Below are 15872 nucleotides of genomic sequence, written 5' to 3'. Positions count from 1 at the left end.
TACATGTATTCATGTACAGCCGCGCTGTCAGGAACACAAGATCAGAACGCGGCCAACGCCGCCTCGACGTCGGCGGCCGTTCCTATGGCGCCGGTGGCGATATCGCGGTTGATGCGCCGCGCCAGACCGGACAGAACCTTCCCCGAGCCGATCTCGTAAAGTGTGGTGACGCCGTTTTGGCCGAACCATTCCACCGTCTCGCGCCAACGCACGCGGCCCGTCACCTGTTCGACCAGGCGCCGGGCGATCTCGTCGGGCTCGCTGGTCGGGGTGACGCTGACGTTCGAAACGACGGGAACGACTGGCGCGGTCTTGGCCACGTCGGCAAGCGCCTCGTGCATGACATTGGCCGCCGGCGCCATCAGCGCCGAATGGAACGGCGCCGACACCTGCAGCATCAGCGCACGCTTGGCGCCCTTTTCGGTGCACAGTTTCGCCGCCAGTTCAACCGCGGCCTTGGCACCTGAAATGACCAGTTGGCCGCCGCCATTGTCGTTGGCGATCTGGCAGACCTTGCCCGCCCCTTGCGCGGCCTCGGCACAGGCGGCTTCGACATCGGCCTGCTCCAGTCCGATGATCGCCGCCATCGCGCCCTCGCCGGCCGGCACGGCTGCCTGCATGGCGTTGCCGCGAATGCGCAACAGCCGCGCGGCATCGGCAATCGAAATGAAGCCGGCGGCGGCGAGCGCCGAATATTCGCCCAGCGAGTGGCCGGCGACATAGGCGACCTTGTCCTTCAGCGAGAGACCGCGCGCTTCCAGCGCCCTGATCGCCGCCAGCGATACCGCCATCAGGGCCGGCTGCGCGTTGGCGGTCAGCGTCAAGGTCTCTTCGGGGCCGTCCCAGATCAACTTCGACAGGTTTTCGCCGAGCGCTTCGTCGACTTCCTGGAAAACCTTGCGTGCCTCTGGAAAGCTATCGGCGAGATCCTTGCCCATGCCGACAGCCTGGCTTCCTTGTCCTGGAAAGGTGAATGCGACGGCCATGCGAGGGCTCCCCAGACTGGTTCTGCTTGCCTGATACTACGAATTTTCCCTGCCTGTGACGCAAGGCAGGCCGCCAAGTCAAGCCACTTCACCCCACCACAAGAGATGCATGCGCGCGCGAGTGCCTGTTCCAAAACGGCTTTTTGGCGATCACACCTGATGAAAACCGCTCACGAATCGTTTGCTGGCTCTTCTTATTTCCGTCACAGGCGCTAGCTTTGCGTGACAATTATATGACAATCGAATGACTGGGTTGTCTTTGGGTGGGAAGTTGAAGTGGCAAAGAGTTTGAAACGTGCCGGCAATGCCGCGCCGCAGTTCCTGGAAGACGATCCGTCCACCGGCTACCTGCCGGGCCGGAAATGGCCGGTCGTCCGTTACGGACTGATCAGCCTGGCGATCGCCGCCGTCCTGGTGTTCGCCATCGAGCTGATCGTGCGCGGTGACGTTGCCGGCACCGTCTCCTTCTTCCTGCAGCCGCTCAAGCCCGGCTGGACCACCATCGTCGTGTTCGCGCTGATCCTGATCGGCCTCGATGCCGTGCTCGGCCGCAGTCATCAGAGCCTGATGATCGTCGCGCCGCTGACCCTGTCGCTGGCCTTTGTCGGCCACCAGAAGTCGCATTATCTCGGCGATCCGCTCTATCCGACCGACTTCCTCTATGCCCGCCAGATCTTCGCCCTGCTGCCGCTCCTGGTGCGAGACCGGCCGATGACCGCGCTCGCCATGGTCGTGGGCATCGTCGCCGGCCTGTCCCTGCTCGTCTACGGCTGGCGGTTATGGCGCCGCAAGGTTCCAGCTCTCAGCCGCAAGGGCCGCCTTGCCCGCCTGACGCTGGCGGTGCCGCTCCTCGCCTTCTTCGTCTCGGTCATGGACTACGCCACCTTCTCGTGGACCAGGGACCGGCTGCAGATCATCCCGATCATGTGGGACCAGAAGGAAAACTACGCCTCCAACGGCTTTGCGCTGGCCTTTGCCCTCAACGTGCCGATGGCGCATGTCTCGGCACCGCCGGGCTATTCCGACAAGGCAATCGAGGCGATCGACAGGCCCGATGTGACCGCCTCGATGCCGGCCCAGAAGCCAGACATCATCATCGTCATGAGCGAATCCTTCTGGGATCCGACCAAGCTGCCCGGCGTCACCATCACCCCCGATCCGATCCCAAATGTGCGGGCGCTCCGCTCGGGCTCGATGTTCTCGCCCGAATTCGGCGGCATGACCGCCAACATCGAATTCGAGGCGCTGACCGGCTTTTCCAATGCTTTCCTGCCGGCCGGCAGCATCCCCTACCAGCAATATGTGCGCACCCCGACGCCGTCGATGGCGACCTTCCTGAAGAGCGAAGGCTATAGGGCACGCGCCATCCACCCCGGCACCAACTGGTTCTGGAACCGTGGCGCGGTCTATGCCGATTTCGGCTTCAACGACTTCAAATCGGAAGAGACGTTGCCGCCCATGGAGAAGCGCGGACCGCTGGCATCGGATGCGGCGATGACCGACGAGATCATCCGCGAAGCCGACGCCAGCGACGACCCGGTATTCTTCTTCGCCGTCAGCCTGCAGAACCATGGCCCGTATGAACCGAACCGCTATTCGAACCCGACCCATTCGGTGCAAGCGCCGATCAGCCAGTGGGCGCGCGACTCGCTGCTCTCCTACGCCGAGGGTTCAGCCGACGCGGACCGCGGCCTCGAGCGGCTGATCGAATGGGCCAAGACGCGCGAGCGGCCAACGATTGTCGCCTTTTTCGGTGACCACCTGCCGCCGCTCGGACCGGTCTATGTCGAGACCGGATTCCTGAAGGACAATGTCGCGCCGCGCAAGGAACCGACGCCGGAAGCCGCCCTCGAACATCACCAGACGCCGCTTGTCATCTGGTCGAACCGCTCCGGTCCGGTCGAGGATGTGGGCGCGGTCAGCCCCGCGTTCCTGCCCTATCACATCCTCACCGCGGCAGGCATCACCCACCCGTACTATACGGGCTTTCTGGGCGAGATGCGGGAGCGCTACCGCGTCGTCGATCGCAACCTGCTGCTCACGCCGGACGGCGCGGCCACGCCCGACTGGTCGCGCCAAAAGGAGATCGATCCGGCGATCCGCGATTTCCGGCTGATCCAGTACGACATGATGTTCGGCAAGCGCCGGGCCGCGCCCGACTTCTTCCCCGAGACGGTCGACAAGGTCGTCGCCCATACGAGTTGAGCGGGGCGCGCAACTCCCTTGTCGGCCCCGCCTTTCGGGACCGGCCGCTCAGTTCGTCAATTGCAGCTTGGAGAACTTGTTGGCGATCTGCAGGAACACGTTCGGCAGCTTGGCTGGATCGTTGACGGCATAATAATCGCTCGGATCGGAAGCGCAGGCGCTGTAAAGCGTGCGGTTGGCGGCGGTGTCGGACTGCAGCACCATCGTGTAAATCTGCACGCCCTGGTTCTTCAACTGCGTGCAGACGCTCTTCGTCCAGCCGTCGACATTGCGGGCCGCCGTCGTCTGATTGTCCGACCCGAAGCGGCCACCCGCCAGATAGCCGTAGGATGTGTAGTCGGACTTCGTCGATTGCTGGCTTGCGCCGTAGACGACGTTCTCACCGTCGGTGAGCAGGAGCACGATCTTGCTGACGCCAGGCGTCTTGAATGGCGCGCCGCCGGTATAGGGCGCGCCGGGCGAGAGCACCCGCATGCCCCAGGACAGCCCCTCCGAGACGTTGGTGCCGGAGCCGTTCCATTCCGTCATCTGGCTCGCCGCCTTACGCAATTTGTCGAAATCGTCGGTCAGGGGAACGACGGGGGTCGGGCAGGAACGGTTGGGACCAACGGTGACGGGAGTTCCCGTCTCGGTGATAAGTTCCTTGGCCGGCGCCACATATTTGGCGACCTGTTCCTTGGTGGCTTTGTCGGGATCGCTGTCGAGGCCGCTGAAGTCGATGCCGAGCCGGTTGTCGCCTTTCTGCTTGTCTAGCTTGACCGTGTCGCTGGCGTCGCTGAGATAGGAATTGTTGTAGTATTTTGCCTCATTGCCATAGGAACTGGACGGCATCTGCGCATCTCCCGGATCATCCGGCGCAAAATAGGGAACGAACAGCGTGTCGGGCTTAGCCGGGTCGGGCGGCGTGTCGGAAATGTTGTAGGCACCGGCCCGCGCCTCCACGCAGCCCTTCCATCCCGTGTCGTTCCATCCGGGCTCGGCCCATCCGGTGTCCTTGAGCTGCCTGAACAGCGCCATGTGGTTCGGGCGCTTGCCGTCGATGACGGGGAAATTGATACCGTTGGTCGAGGATTTGCCGTCCATGTCGATCCAGGACGGATCGAACCCGTCGCCATTTACGTTAACGGCCGTGACGAAGGGAACCAGCGAGGCACGGACCTGGCGCGTCGGCGACTTTGTCGATTCGAGCGTATCCAGCAACGACTTCGTCGCCGTCCTCAGAGCCGTCATGCGAGCGCCAGCCATCGAGCCGGTATTGTCCAGAACCAACACGACTTCGAGCTGGTTATTGGACTCGGCCGCCGAGGCATCGACCACGATGTGCTTGCTCTGGCCAAACAGGAAGGCGAAGTTCAGATTGACGTCGGCCGAGGCGACCGCTTTGGTCTTGATGAAATTGACGCCCCTGTCGACGGTCAGCGTCGCCTGCGCGTTGACGAGTTCGCCATGTCCAGCGATGTTGGCCTGGAAATAGCGGTCGAAAGCATCGGTGCGGGTAATGTCGAGATCGCCAAGATGCGAGGAGGCAAGGTTTGCCGCATCGAGCGCGTTCTGCAGGTTGCTCTTGGCACGCATCATGGTCGAGACATCGGTCGCGAAGGCCACGGCCGACAGAATGGCCGGGAGCCCAACGCGAAATTGCCGCTCTTCGAGCGCCAGAACTTGTTGAGAAGCATCCTTACCCCCGGAAATGCTTGCCGCTATGCGCGGTTGTCCGGGCTTTTGCGCCTTGCATGATGAATCGACCGTTGACGGCGCGGCGCAACCCTGCGCAACCTGACATTGTGGTTAAGGGCCGGTTGCCGGAAAATTGCCGGTGCCTCGCCGGTGCAGACGCTTGATTTTTCCGGCCGCTGCGACATCGGGACCGCCGCTTGCCCTTGCCTTATCGGCGGATTGCTATATAGACGCCGCCAATCTGCCGGTCCCAGCTGGGGGCTGAACGGAGGGCCGGAGGTTTTTCGAGAACCTTCGTGTGAAGCCAGAAGCGCTTCCGCCTCCCGTGTCTCCGCTCTCGACCGTCTCGTCATGCTCCTTTCTTCCCCGCGCCTTTCGAGGCACATGCGGGTCAGAGAAGTTGCAGAGGCTTTTGCCGCCGGGAACCGGGAGAGAAACGAAGAAAGGCACCAAGACATAATGGCTCTTTACGAACATGTGTTTCTTGCCCGGCAGGACCTCTCGCAGCAGCAGGTCGATGCGCTTGTCGAACAGTACAAGGGCGTCATCTCCGCGAATGGCGGGTCCGTCGGCCGGGTCGAGAACTGGGGACTGAAGTCCCTCACCTACCGGGTCAACAAGAACCGGAAGGCATACTACACGCTGATGGACCTCACCTGCCCGCCGGCGGCGCTCAACGAAATGGAGCGCCAGATGGGCCTGTCCGAGGACGTGCTGCGTTTCCTGACCATCAAGGTCGAGGCGCATGAGGAAGGCCCTTCGGCCATGATGCAGAAGCGCGAAGAGCGCTCCGAGCGTGGCGGCTTCGGCGACCGCGACCGTGGCGATCGTCCGGCGCGCAGCTTCGGCGACCGCGGCGATCGTGGCCCGCGTTCGTTCGGCGATCGTGAAGGCGGCGACCGTGGTCCGCGCCGTCCGCGCGAAGGTTTTGAAGGGGGTGCAGAATAATGGTCGACATCAACCAGATCCCGACCCGGCGCCCTTTCCATCGCCGTCGCAAGACCTGCCCGTTCTCCGGCGCCAACGCACCGAAGATCGACTACAAGGACGTGCGTCTGCTACAGCGCTACATTTCCGAGCGCGGCAAGATCGTGCCCTCGCGCATCACCGCCGTCAGCCAGAAGAAGCAGCGCGAGCTCGCCAAGGCGATCAAGCGCGCCCGTTTCCTCGGCCTGCTGCCCTACGTGGTTCGCTGATTCTTCCGAACGGGCGGTTCGCCGCCCGTTCCTTTCGCCGGCCATGACGGGCATGATCGGTTGGTTTTCAAATCCCGAGTTGAGGTCAAAAACCTCTAACTGCCGCGACAGGCAGGACAGCGACACCGGCGGCAACGCCCTTTTTGCTTCCTGACCTGTTCCAGAGAATTCGGCGTCCACCGCGTGGACGGGCGCCCAACCAAAAGGAACATAACCATGGAAGTCATTCTTCTCGAACGCGTTTCCCGCCTCGGCCAGATGGGCGATACCGTCAAGGTCAAGGACGGTTTTGCCCGCAACTTCCTGCTGCCGCAGGGCAAGGCGCTGCGCGCCAACGAAGCCAACAAGAAAAAGTTCGAAGGCCAGCGCGCCCAGCTCGAAGCCCGCAACCTCGAGCGCAAGTCGGAAGCCGCCCAGGTCGCCGAAAAGCTAGACGGCAAGAGCTTCATCGCGGTCCGTTCGGCCGGCGAGACCGGCCAGCTCTACGGTTCGGTGTCGACCCGCGACATCGCCGACCTGCTGATCGCGGAAGGCTTCACGGTCAACCGCAACCAGATCCAGCTCAACCAGCCGATCAAGACCATCGGCCTCACCAATGTGGCGATCGCGCTGCATCCGGAAGTCGAGGTCACCATCACGCTCAACATCGCCCGCACGGCCGACGAAGCCGAGCGCCAGGCAAAGGGCGAGACGCTGACGACCGCCGAAGCCATTTATGGCGACGACATCAACGACAATGCGCGGCCGGAAAACTTCTTCGACCCGAACGCCGAATTCGAGGGCGGCGAAGACAACGCCTGACCGCGTTGCAGGGCGACAAGCCGGCGCCTGCTCCGTTCTGACGGTTTCCGTCTTTCTGGACCAACGCCCGGGCCTCTGGCCCGGGCTTTTTTGTGCCAAAAGGAACTTTTCGACACCCTATATCTTGTGCACATTGTGTCGTGGCGCGTCGATTGGACGCGGGCGATGCGCTGTGACACTTTTGATTTGGCAATACCGGTCCGATCACCGGGTGGTCCGACTGAGGGGACATTTGGTCATGAATATTCTGTTGAAGCGCGTTCTCGACCGCCTGGTGCGCACGGGCAGTCTCAAGGTAACCGGGCCGAAAGGCACGACGTTCCTCTTCGGTGACGGCAGCGGCGAGCCGGTGCACATGCACATCAAGACCCGACATGCCGAGCGCGCCATTACCTTCGATCCAATGCTGGCGGTGCCTGAATCCTACATGGACGGCGAACTCGACATTCTCGAAGGCGGCGTGCTCGGACTGATGCGCATCGCCTTCCAGAACATGGGCAGCGGCGGCATCGACGCGACCTGGTCGAAAGCCATCGAGGGCCTGCGCCACGCCTTCCGCCGCCTGCAGCAGATCAACACCGCCTCGCGCTCGCGCCGCAACGTGCAGCGCCACTACGATCTGTCGGGCGAACTCTACCGGCTCTTCCTCGATGAGGACATGCAATATTCCTGCGCCTATTTCGAGCAGCCGGACATGACGCTCGACGAGGCGCAGGCCGCCAAGAAGCGCCATATCGCCGCCAAGCTCAGGCTGAAGGCCGGCCAGACGGTGCTCGACATCGGCTCCGGCTGGGGCGGGCTCGGCCTCTACCTCGCCAAGGCCTTCGATGTCGACGTGCAGGGCGTGACGCTGTCGACCGAACAGCATGGCGTCGCTACCGACCGGGCGCATGCGCAAGGGCTGGAAAACCACGTCCATTTCGAACTGAAGGATTATCGCGAACTCAACGAACGCTTCGACCGCATCGTCTCGGTCGGCATGTTCGAGCATGTCGGCGTCAACCATTACCGTACCTTCTTCGACAAGGCGGCAACATTGCTGAAGCCCGACGGCGTCATGCTTTTGCACACGATCGGCCGCTCCGGCGTGCCGTGGGCGACCAGCGCCTTCATCCGCAAGTATATTTTCCCGGGCGGCTACATCCCGGCGATGTCCGAAGTGCTGCCGGCGATCGAGAAATCCGGCCTCGTGGTCACCGATGTCGAGATCCTGCGCCTCCACTATGCCGATACGCTGAAGCATTGGGGTCAGCGCTTCGCCGCCAACCGCGACAAGGCCAAGGCGATCTATGACGAACGCTTCTGCCGCATGTGGGAATTCTATCTGGCCGCCTCGGAAGCCGCCTTCCGTTGGCAAGACCTGGTGATCTTCCAGTTCCAGATCGCCAAGAAGAACGACACGCTGCCGATGACGCGCGACTATATGGCCAAATGCGAGAAGGCGCTGGAAATGCGCGACATGGGGCACCGTGAAGACATGGGGCACCGTGAAGCTGCTTCTGTCGCGAAGCCGGCCAAGCCGGCCCGCCGACGCAAGGTGGCGGAATAGGAACCTCGCTGTCAGGACGCATTATGGCGCTTGCCATCGCAGGCTCCTGCCCCGAAAAAGGCCTCGTGATCGTCGCGAGGCCTTTTTCATGACCTATCTCCTCTATGCCGCCGCGGCGCTGGCCGAGATCGGCGGCTGCTTTTCGGTATGGGCCTGGTGGCGGCTGGAAAAATCGCCTTTGTGGCTGGCGCCGGGCTTTGTCTCGCTGCTTGTCTTCGCCTGGCTCCTGGCACTGGTTGACACCAATGCGGCAGGGCGAGCCTATGCCGCTTACGGTGGCATCTACATCGTTGCCTCGCTCGCCTGGCTCTGGCTGGTGGAAGGCGTCCGGCCCGATCGCTGGGATCTTGGCGGTGCGGCGCTCTGCCTGGCCGGCGCCTCGATCATCCTGCTCGTGCCGCGAGGAGCATAGCGTGGAGTTGCCGGCCCCTCTTCGACAGGCTGTCGATCGCATCCTTGAAAAAGTACCGCTGCAGGACCTGAAGCAGGCGGCGAAAATCCTGTCCGACCGCTACCGCGCCGAACTGCGCGACGGGCGCCTGCACATGGCGCAGGAGATGGCGGTCAAAGCCTATCTGGCGACGCGGATGCCGGCGACCTATGCGGCGGTCCGCGCCAGCCTCGATATACTCGCCGAAGCCCGGCCGGATTTCACGCCCGCGACCCTGCTCGACGTCGGCGCCGGCCCTGGCACCGTGCTTTGGGCCACCAGCGACCTCTGGCCCGAACTGGAACAGGCCACGCTGCTGGAGGCGAGTGCAGCGGTGCGCAAGATCGGCGAGACGCTTGCGGCCGATGCGATCGCGACGCTGACCATCTGGCGGGCCGGCGATGTCACGACAGACGTTGCCGACCTCCAGCCGGCGGACCTCGTCACATGCGCCTATGTGCTGGATGAGATCGTGCCGGCATCCCTGCCCAAAATGGTCGACCGTCTGTGGCAGCTCACGACGGACACGCTGCTGGTCATCGAGCCGGGTACGCCGGCGGGCTGGCAACGCATCCTCGCGGTGCGCGCGCAACTGATCACGGCCGGCGCGCATGTCCTGGCGCCGTGTCCGCACGAGGCACCCTGCCCGCTCAGCCCGCCCGACTGGTGTCATTTTTCCCGTCGCGTCGCCCGCTCGCGGTTGCACCGGCTGGCCAAGGACGGCGATGTGCCGTGGGAGGATGAGAAATTCATTTTTGTCGCCGCTTCTCGACAGCCCACCGGCCCGCACCCCGCGCGGGTGATCGCGCCGCCGAAATCCGGTTCCGGCAAGGTGTCGCTGAAACTCTGCCAGGCGGACGGCAGCGCCGGCGAAAAGCTCTTCACCAAGCGCGACGGCGAGGCGTTCAAGGTGGCGCGGCGGCTGGACTGGGGCGATACGTTGGACCGCGGCGGTCGTTGACCCCCACCGATTGTTCTTGCTTCGTTCCAATAGCGCGCGTAAGAATCAGCACTTGCCGAGTCAAACGGAATCGGGACTCAGGAACACTCTCCTGTGGACGGTTTGCCGTCCCTGTGAACAACGAGCATCAAGGCCGCTTGGACACTCACTGTTGCAGATAAGTCAGCACTGAGTTTTCCAGTTCTGATATCGAGAGGGCGGGATCTAGATCGGGGACATCATGGCAGAAGCAGCGCGAAAATTCGGCGTGGCGGAACAACCGCTCTATCGCGAGGCGCCAAACAACATCGAGGCCGAGCAGGCTCTCCTCGGTGCGATCCTGGTCAACAACGATGCCTTCTACCGTGTCTCCGACTTCCTGAAAGCGGGCCATTTCCACGAGCCCTTGCATCGCAAGATTTTCGAGGTCGCGGCCGAGCTCATCCGCATGGGCAAGGTGGCGACGCCGATCACCTTGAAGACCTTCCTGCCCGCTGACGAGAAGGTCGGCGACATGACGGTGGCGCAATATGTGGTGCGCCTGGCGGTGGAAGCCGTCACCGTCGTCAACGCCACCGATTACGGCCGCGCCATCTATGATCTGGCGACGCGCCGGGCGTTGATCACCGTCGGCGAGGACATGGTCAACATCGCCTATGACGCGCCGGTCGACATGTCGCCTTCCGAACAGATCGAGGACGCCGAGCGCCGCCTGTTCGAACTGGCTGAAACCGGGCGCTATGACGGCGGCTTCGAGAGCTTCACCGACGCGGTCAAGACCGCCGTCGACATGGCCAACGCCGCCTATATGCGCGACGGCGGCCTGTCGGGCCTCGCCACCGGCATGCGCGATCTCGACCGCCGCATGGGCGGCCTGCAGCCCTCCGATCTGATCGTGCTTGCCGGCCGTCCGGGCATGGGCAAGACATCGCTCGCCACCAACATCGCCTTCAACGTCGCCGAGGCCTATGTGCCGGCACAACAGGCCGACGGCTCGTTCAAGGCGGCCAATGGCGGCGTCGTCGGTTTCTTCTCGCTCGAAATGTCGTCCGAGCAGCTCGCGACCCGTATCATTTCCGAACAGACGGAAATCTCGTCCTCGAAGATCCGCCGCGGCGAAATCAGTGAGATGGATTTCGAAAAGCTGGTCGCCTGTTCGCAGACCATGCAGAAGATCCCGCTGTTCATCGACCAGACGGGTGGTATTTCCATTGCCCAGCTGTCCGCCCGGGCGCGCCGCCTGAAGCGCCAGCGCGGCCTCGACCTGATCGTCATCGACTATATCCAGCTGATGCAGGGCTCATCGGCCAAGTCTTCACAGAACCGCGTGCAGGAAATCACCGAGATCACCACGGGCCTGAAGGCGCTGGCCAAGGAACTGACCGTGCCCATCATCGCGCTGTCGCAGCTGTCGCGTCAGGTCGAAAGCCGCGACGACAAGCGCCCGCAGCTTTCGGACTTGCGCGAATCCGGTTCGATCGAGCAGGACGCCGACGTCGTCATCTTCGTCTACCGCGAGGAGTATTACCTCAAGAACCGTGAGCCCAAGCTCGGCACCGAGGAATACGTCAAGTGGGAAAACGAGATGAACGAAATGCGCGGCAAGGCCGAGGTCATCGTGGCCAAGCAGCGCCACGGGCCGACGGGCACGGTCACGCTCGCCTTCCACGGCGAATTCACCCGCTTCTCGGATCTGGCGGAAGAGCATCATATCGCGGAGAGGTTCGAGTAGCCTTTTGACCACGACCTCCACAATAACGGGTCTCGGCGCCCTACGGCGCCCCCCTCTGTCCTGCCGCCCCCCCCAAATGGGGAGATTGGCTGTCGCGCGCGGCGTCCGCCAGCGGGCAAGAAGGTAAAAGCGTGGCCAAATCGCGCGTCCAGTTCATCTGCCAGAATTGCGGCTCGGTGCATCAGCGCTGGGCCGGCAAATGCGATGCCTGCGGCGAGTGGAACACGCTGGTCGAGGAAGGCACGTCGGGCGGCATCGGCTCGGGGCCGGCCAACACGCGCAATGCCCGCAAGGGCCGGGCCGTGGTGCTGACCACGCTTTCGGGCGATATCGAGGACGCACCGCGCATCATCTCGGGCATCGGCGAACTCGACCGCGCCACCGGCGGCGGTTTCGTGCGCGGCTCGGCACTGCTGGTCGGCGGCGATCCCGGGATCGGCAAGTCGACGCTGCTGACCCAGGCGGCGGCCGCCCTTGCCTCCAAGGGCCACCGGATCGTCTATGTCTCGGGCGAGGAAGCTGTCGCGCAGATCAGGCTGCGCGCCCAGCGTCTCGGCGTCGCGTCCGCGCCGGTCGAGCTCGCGGCCGAGACCAATGTCGAGGACATCCTCGCCACGATCGCCGACGGCAAGCGGCCGGACCTGGTCATCCTCGATTCGATCCAGACCCTGTGGACCGACCTTGCCGATTCGGCGCCCGGCACGGTCACCCAAGTCCGCGCCGCCGCGCAGGCTATGATCCGTTATGCCAAGTCCACGGGTGCCGCGATCGTGCTGGTCGGCCATGTCACCAAGGAAGGCCAGATCGCGGGTCCGCGCGTGGTCGAGCACATGGTCGACGGCGTGCTCTATTTCGAGGGCGAAGGCGGCCACCACTTTCGCATCCTGCGCACGGTGAAGAACCGCTTCGGACCGACCGACGAGATCGGTGTCTTCGAAATGTCGGACAAGGGTCTGCGCGAGGTCTCCAACCCATCCGAGCTTTTCCTTGGCGAACGGCACGCGAAATCGCCGGGAGCAGCGGTTTTCGCCGGCATGGAGGGCACCAGGCCGGTTCTGGTCGAGATCCAGGCGCTGGTCGCGGCCTCCTCGCTCGGCACGCCGCGCCGGGCGGTGGTCGGCTGGGACGGGGCGCGGCTGTCGATGATCCTGGCGGTGCTGGAGGCGCATTGCGGCGTCCGTTTCGGGCAACATGACGTCTATCTCAACGTGGCCGGCGGCTACCGCATCAGCGAGCCGGCGGCCGATCTCGCGGTCGCCGCCGCGCTGGTTTCCTCGCTCACCGGTCTTGCCCTCCCCGCCGATTGCGTCTATTTCGGCGAAATCAGCCTTTCGGGCGCGGTGAGGCCGGTTGCGCATGCGCAGCAGCGCCTCAAGGAAGCCGAAAAGCTGGGTTTTGGTAGCGCGGTTCTGCCCTTGGGCAGCGAGGAACTTGCTGGGGGGATCGGGGCCGGCGCTTTCCAGCCCACCGAGCTTGCCGACCTCGTGGCGCGGATAGCCGGCTCACGGCGCGGCCGTGTCGACGATGAAGAATGACGCGGCTCGTCGAGTCGTGAACAAGAGATCGGAGTGGGGCCAAAGACATGCCGATTACGCTGCTTGACGGAATTCTCGTCGGCTTCACCCTGGTTTCGGCGATGCTCGCCATGGTTCGCGGCTTTTCGCGCGAGGTGCTTTCGGTCGTCTCCTGGGCGGCGGCGGCGGCGGCGGCTTTCTTCTTCTACAAGCCGGTCCTGCCCTATCTGAAGCCCTATATCGAGAATGAGAAGATCGCCATGGCGGCCTCTGCCGGCGTCGTCTTCGTCATCGCGCTGATCGTCGTCTCGGTCATCACCATGAAGCTCGCTGACTGGATCATCGATTCGCGCATCGGCGCGCTCGACCGCACGCTCGGCTTCCTCTACGGTGCGGCGCGCGGCATCCTGGTCGTCGCGGTGGCGCTGCTGTTCTTCAACTGGCTGGCCGGCGCAAAGGCCCCGGCCTGGGTCACGGAGGCCAAGTCGCGGCCGCTGCTGGAACAGATCGGCGCCAAGCTCGAAAGCCTGCTGCCCGAGGATCCCGAGAACGCCATCCTCAAGAAGCTCAATCCGAATCAGCCGGCCGCCGGGACACCCGCCGCGCCGGACGCACCGGCAGCGGATGCTCCGGCCGGTGGCGACGACGCCAATGCGCCGGCGCCCGACGACAACGACGCCGGTCCCGCCGACAACACGGTCAAGCCGGCGCCCGCGCCGGCGAACTGACACAGCAGGCTATAGACCTGCGGCGACGATCAAGTTCCCGACTGATCATCGGGATCGTCGTCCCAGGCTTCGTCATCCTCAGCCCAACCCAGGAGTATACTTGCTCTAGACGCAAGCAGAGGCGCTAGCGTTGCGGCATCGTCGGGCCTGCCAATCGTGAATTCCTCGGATTCCCGCCCTTGAGCCATCGCCACAGCTGCTTTCTTCCAACGCAAGCCAAACTCTCGGGCGGCAGCGCGCGGCGTGGGGTCCTGTCCGCAGGGTATAAAGTCGGTGGGGAGATCACCAGAGATTGCCCACCAACCGATCCATTCAGGTCGAGCAAGACTCTCAATGGCCCAAATGGCAACGTAGGGATAGACGTGCCAAGCTGGCCATTCGCCCACCCTCCCGTGTTTCAATTGCTCGCGTTCCAGATAGTCGATCACGTACTGGCGTTGTGATTCGCACCACGCCTCTTCTTCGGCCTCACTGGGCTCTTCGGCTTCGTCGGATGTGTCGTTCACCGGCAAGTCCTCTTTGCGAGAGAAACGCTACCGGACGAGTGACGGCGACCACAAGCCGGCGTCCTTATTTCCAGTGGCATTAGAAGCTCGACTGCACTATATCACGCCTTTCCGTAGCGAGGCTCGAACAGATGGCAGACGCAGACGACGTGCTTTCCGCCGAGGCCGACGACCATTTCCATGACGAGTGCGGTGTCTTCGGCATCTTTGGCCGGCAGGATGCGGCGGCCATCGTCACACTCGGCCTGCATGCGCTGCAGCATCGCGGCCAGGAAGCCGCCGGCATCGTTTCCTATGACGGCACCCAGTTCCATGTCGAACGCCATGTCGGCCTGATCGGCGACACCTTCACCAAGCAGCGCGTCATCGACAGCCTGCAGGGCAACCGCGCCATCGGCCACACGCGCTACGCCACGACAGGCGGCGCCGGCATGCGCAACATCCAGCCCTTCTTCGCCGAGTTGGCCGATGGCGGCTTCGCCGTCGCCCATAACGGCAATTTGACCAACGCCATGACCGTGCAGCGCGCGCTGCAGAAGCAGGGCGCGATCTTCTCCTCGACCTCCGACACCGAGACGCTTCTGCATCTGGTCGCGACCAGCAAGGAGCGCGATCTAAACTCGCGCTTCATCGACGCGGTGCGCCAGGTCGAGGGCGCCTTCTCGCTGGTGGCGATGACGGCCAAGAAGATGATCGGCTGCCGCGATCCGCTCGGCATCCGCCCGCTGGTGCTGGGCGACCTCGACGGCGCCTGGATCCTGGCCTCCGAAACCTGCGCGCTTGACATTATCGGCGCGCGCTTCGTGCGCGACCTGAAGCCCGGCGAGATGGTCGTCGTCACCTCGAAGGGCATCGAAAGTCTGTTCCCGTTCGAACCGCAGAAGACCCGCTTCTGCATCTTCGAATATGTCTATTTCGCCCGGCCCGACTCTTCGGTCGAGGGCCGCAACGTCTATGAGGTGCGCAAGCGCATCGGCGCGGAACTGGCGCAGGAAAACCCGGTCGAGGCCGACATCGTCGTGCCGGTGCCGGATTCCGGCACACCGGCGGCGATCGGTTTTTCCCAGGCGGCTGGCATTCCATTCGAACTCGGTATCATCCGCAACCACTATGTGGGCCGCACCTTCATCCAGCCCGGCGATTCGATCCGCCACATGGGCGTCAAGCTGAAGCACAACGCCAACCGCCGCATGATCGAGGGCAAGCGCGTGGTGCTGGTCGACGATTCCATCGTGCGCGGCACCACCAGCCAGAAGATCGTGCAAATGGTGCGCGACGCCGGCGCCAGGGAAGTGCATATGCGCATCGCCTCGCCGCCGACCAGTGCATCCTGTTTCTACGGCGTCGACACACCGGAAAAGTCAAAGCTGCTCGCTTCGCGCATGTCGGTGGAAGAGATGGCCGAATTCATCCGCGTCGATTCGCTCGGCTTCTTGTCGATCAACGGGCTCTACCGCGCCGTCGGCGAGGCCAGCCGCGACGACGAACAGCCGCAGTTCTGCGATGCGTGCTTCACCGGCCAGTACCCGACCCGCCTGCTCGACTTCGAAGGCCACGATAATGTGCGCACGCTGTCGCTGCTGGCGACCAGCGGGGCGTAAGCCGGAA

Annotated in this window: 14 protein-coding genes; 11 read left to right on the top strand and 3 right to left on the bottom strand. The window is 63.7% G+C overall.

The features are described 5' to 3' along the window. Positions 1–41: 41 nt before the first annotated feature. A complete protein-coding gene (fabD, locus tag LB569_RS25235) occupies positions 42–986 on the bottom strand; it encodes an ACP S-malonyltransferase (RefSeq protein ID WP_224694512.1) in 945 nt (314 codons plus the stop codon). A gap of 276 nt (positions 987–1262) precedes the next feature. Here fabD and LB569_RS25230 point away from each other — a divergent pair, with 276 nt between their 5' ends. Further along, positions 1263–3191: an LTA synthase family protein gene (locus tag LB569_RS25230; RefSeq protein ID WP_224694511.1), complete on the top strand. Its 1929-nt coding sequence runs from the start codon at positions 1263–1265 to the stop codon at positions 3189–3191. A gap of 48 nt (positions 3192–3239) precedes the next feature. Here the strand turns inward: LB569_RS25230 and LB569_RS25225 are convergent, their stop codons facing one another. Next, positions 3240–4796, bottom strand: a complete 1557-nt coding sequence (locus LB569_RS25225; RefSeq protein ID WP_318013141.1) for a pilus assembly protein — start codon at positions 4794–4796, stop codon at positions 3240–3242. Positions 4797–5327: 531 nt separating this feature from the next. Here LB569_RS25225 and rpsF point away from each other — a divergent pair. The 9 genes from rpsF (at position 5328) to LB569_RS25180 (ending at position 13758) form a co-directional block, all read left to right on the top strand. Then, positions 5328–5816 (top strand): 30S ribosomal protein S6, encoded by a 489-nt coding sequence (gene rpsF / locus LB569_RS25220; protein WP_015318508.1) that lies wholly within the window; start codon positions 5328–5330, stop codon positions 5814–5816. Continuing rightward, on the top strand, positions 5816–6064 hold the full coding sequence (gene rpsR, locus LB569_RS25215; RefSeq protein WP_006203718.1) for a 30S ribosomal protein S18: 249 nt from the start codon (positions 5816–5818) through the stop codon (positions 6062–6064). Before rpsF ends, rpsR begins: the two co-directional genes overlap by 1 nt. A 216-nt stretch (positions 6065–6280) precedes the next feature. Then, entirely contained in the window at positions 6281–6865 is a 585-nt protein-coding gene (rplI, locus tag LB569_RS25210; RefSeq protein WP_140710502.1) for a 50S ribosomal protein L9, read from the top strand. 238 nt (positions 6866–7103) lie between these two features. Beyond that, entirely contained in the window at positions 7104–8414 is a 1311-nt protein-coding gene (locus LB569_RS25205) for an SAM-dependent methyltransferase (RefSeq protein WP_140710500.1), read from the top strand. A gap of 88 nt (positions 8415–8502) precedes the next feature. Beyond that, the gene (locus LB569_RS25200; RefSeq protein WP_140710498.1) at positions 8503–8826 is read left to right on the top strand and encodes a YnfA family protein; all 324 of its coding nucleotides are present in this window, start codon (positions 8503–8505) and stop codon (positions 8824–8826) included. 1 nt (position 8827) lies between these two features. Then, positions 8828–9805: a small ribosomal subunit Rsm22 family protein gene (locus tag LB569_RS25195; protein ID WP_224694510.1), complete on the top strand. Its 978-nt coding sequence runs from the start codon at positions 8828–8830 to the stop codon at positions 9803–9805. Between the two features lie 220 nt (positions 9806–10025). Then, on the top strand, positions 10026–11516 hold the full coding sequence (locus LB569_RS25190; protein WP_140710494.1) for a replicative DNA helicase: 1491 nt from the start codon (positions 10026–10028) through the stop codon (positions 11514–11516). A gap of 131 nt (positions 11517–11647) precedes the next feature. After that, positions 11648–13051: a DNA repair protein RadA gene (radA, locus tag LB569_RS25185; RefSeq protein WP_140710492.1), complete on the top strand. Its 1404-nt coding sequence runs from the start codon at positions 11648–11650 to the stop codon at positions 13049–13051. A gap of 47 nt (positions 13052–13098) precedes the next feature. Continuing rightward, positions 13099–13758 (top strand): CvpA family protein, encoded by a 660-nt coding sequence (locus LB569_RS25180; RefSeq protein ID WP_224694509.1) that lies wholly within the window; start codon positions 13099–13101, stop codon positions 13756–13758. A 29-nt stretch (positions 13759–13787) separates the two neighbouring features. Here LB569_RS25180 and LB569_RS25175 read toward each other — a convergent pair whose 3' ends face one another. Next, entirely contained in the window at positions 13788–14264 is a 477-nt protein-coding gene (locus LB569_RS25175) for a DUF4826 family protein (RefSeq protein ID WP_181173869.1), read from the bottom strand. A 131-nt stretch (positions 14265–14395) separates the two neighbouring features. Here LB569_RS25175 and purF point away from each other — a divergent pair, with 131 nt between their 5' ends. Further along, positions 14396–15865 (top strand): amidophosphoribosyltransferase, encoded by a 1470-nt coding sequence (gene purF / locus LB569_RS25170; protein WP_140710486.1) that lies wholly within the window; start codon positions 14396–14398, stop codon positions 15863–15865. The last annotated feature ends 7 nt before the right edge of the window (positions 15866–15872 follow it).

The sequence above is a fragment of the Mesorhizobium sp. BH1-1-4 genome (genome assembly GCF_020165665.1).
Lineage (GTDB): Bacteria > Pseudomonadota > Alphaproteobacteria > Rhizobiales > Rhizobiaceae > Mesorhizobium.
Note: the sequence above shows the minus strand (reverse complement) of the source record. Positions and strands in the feature narration are given on the sequence as shown.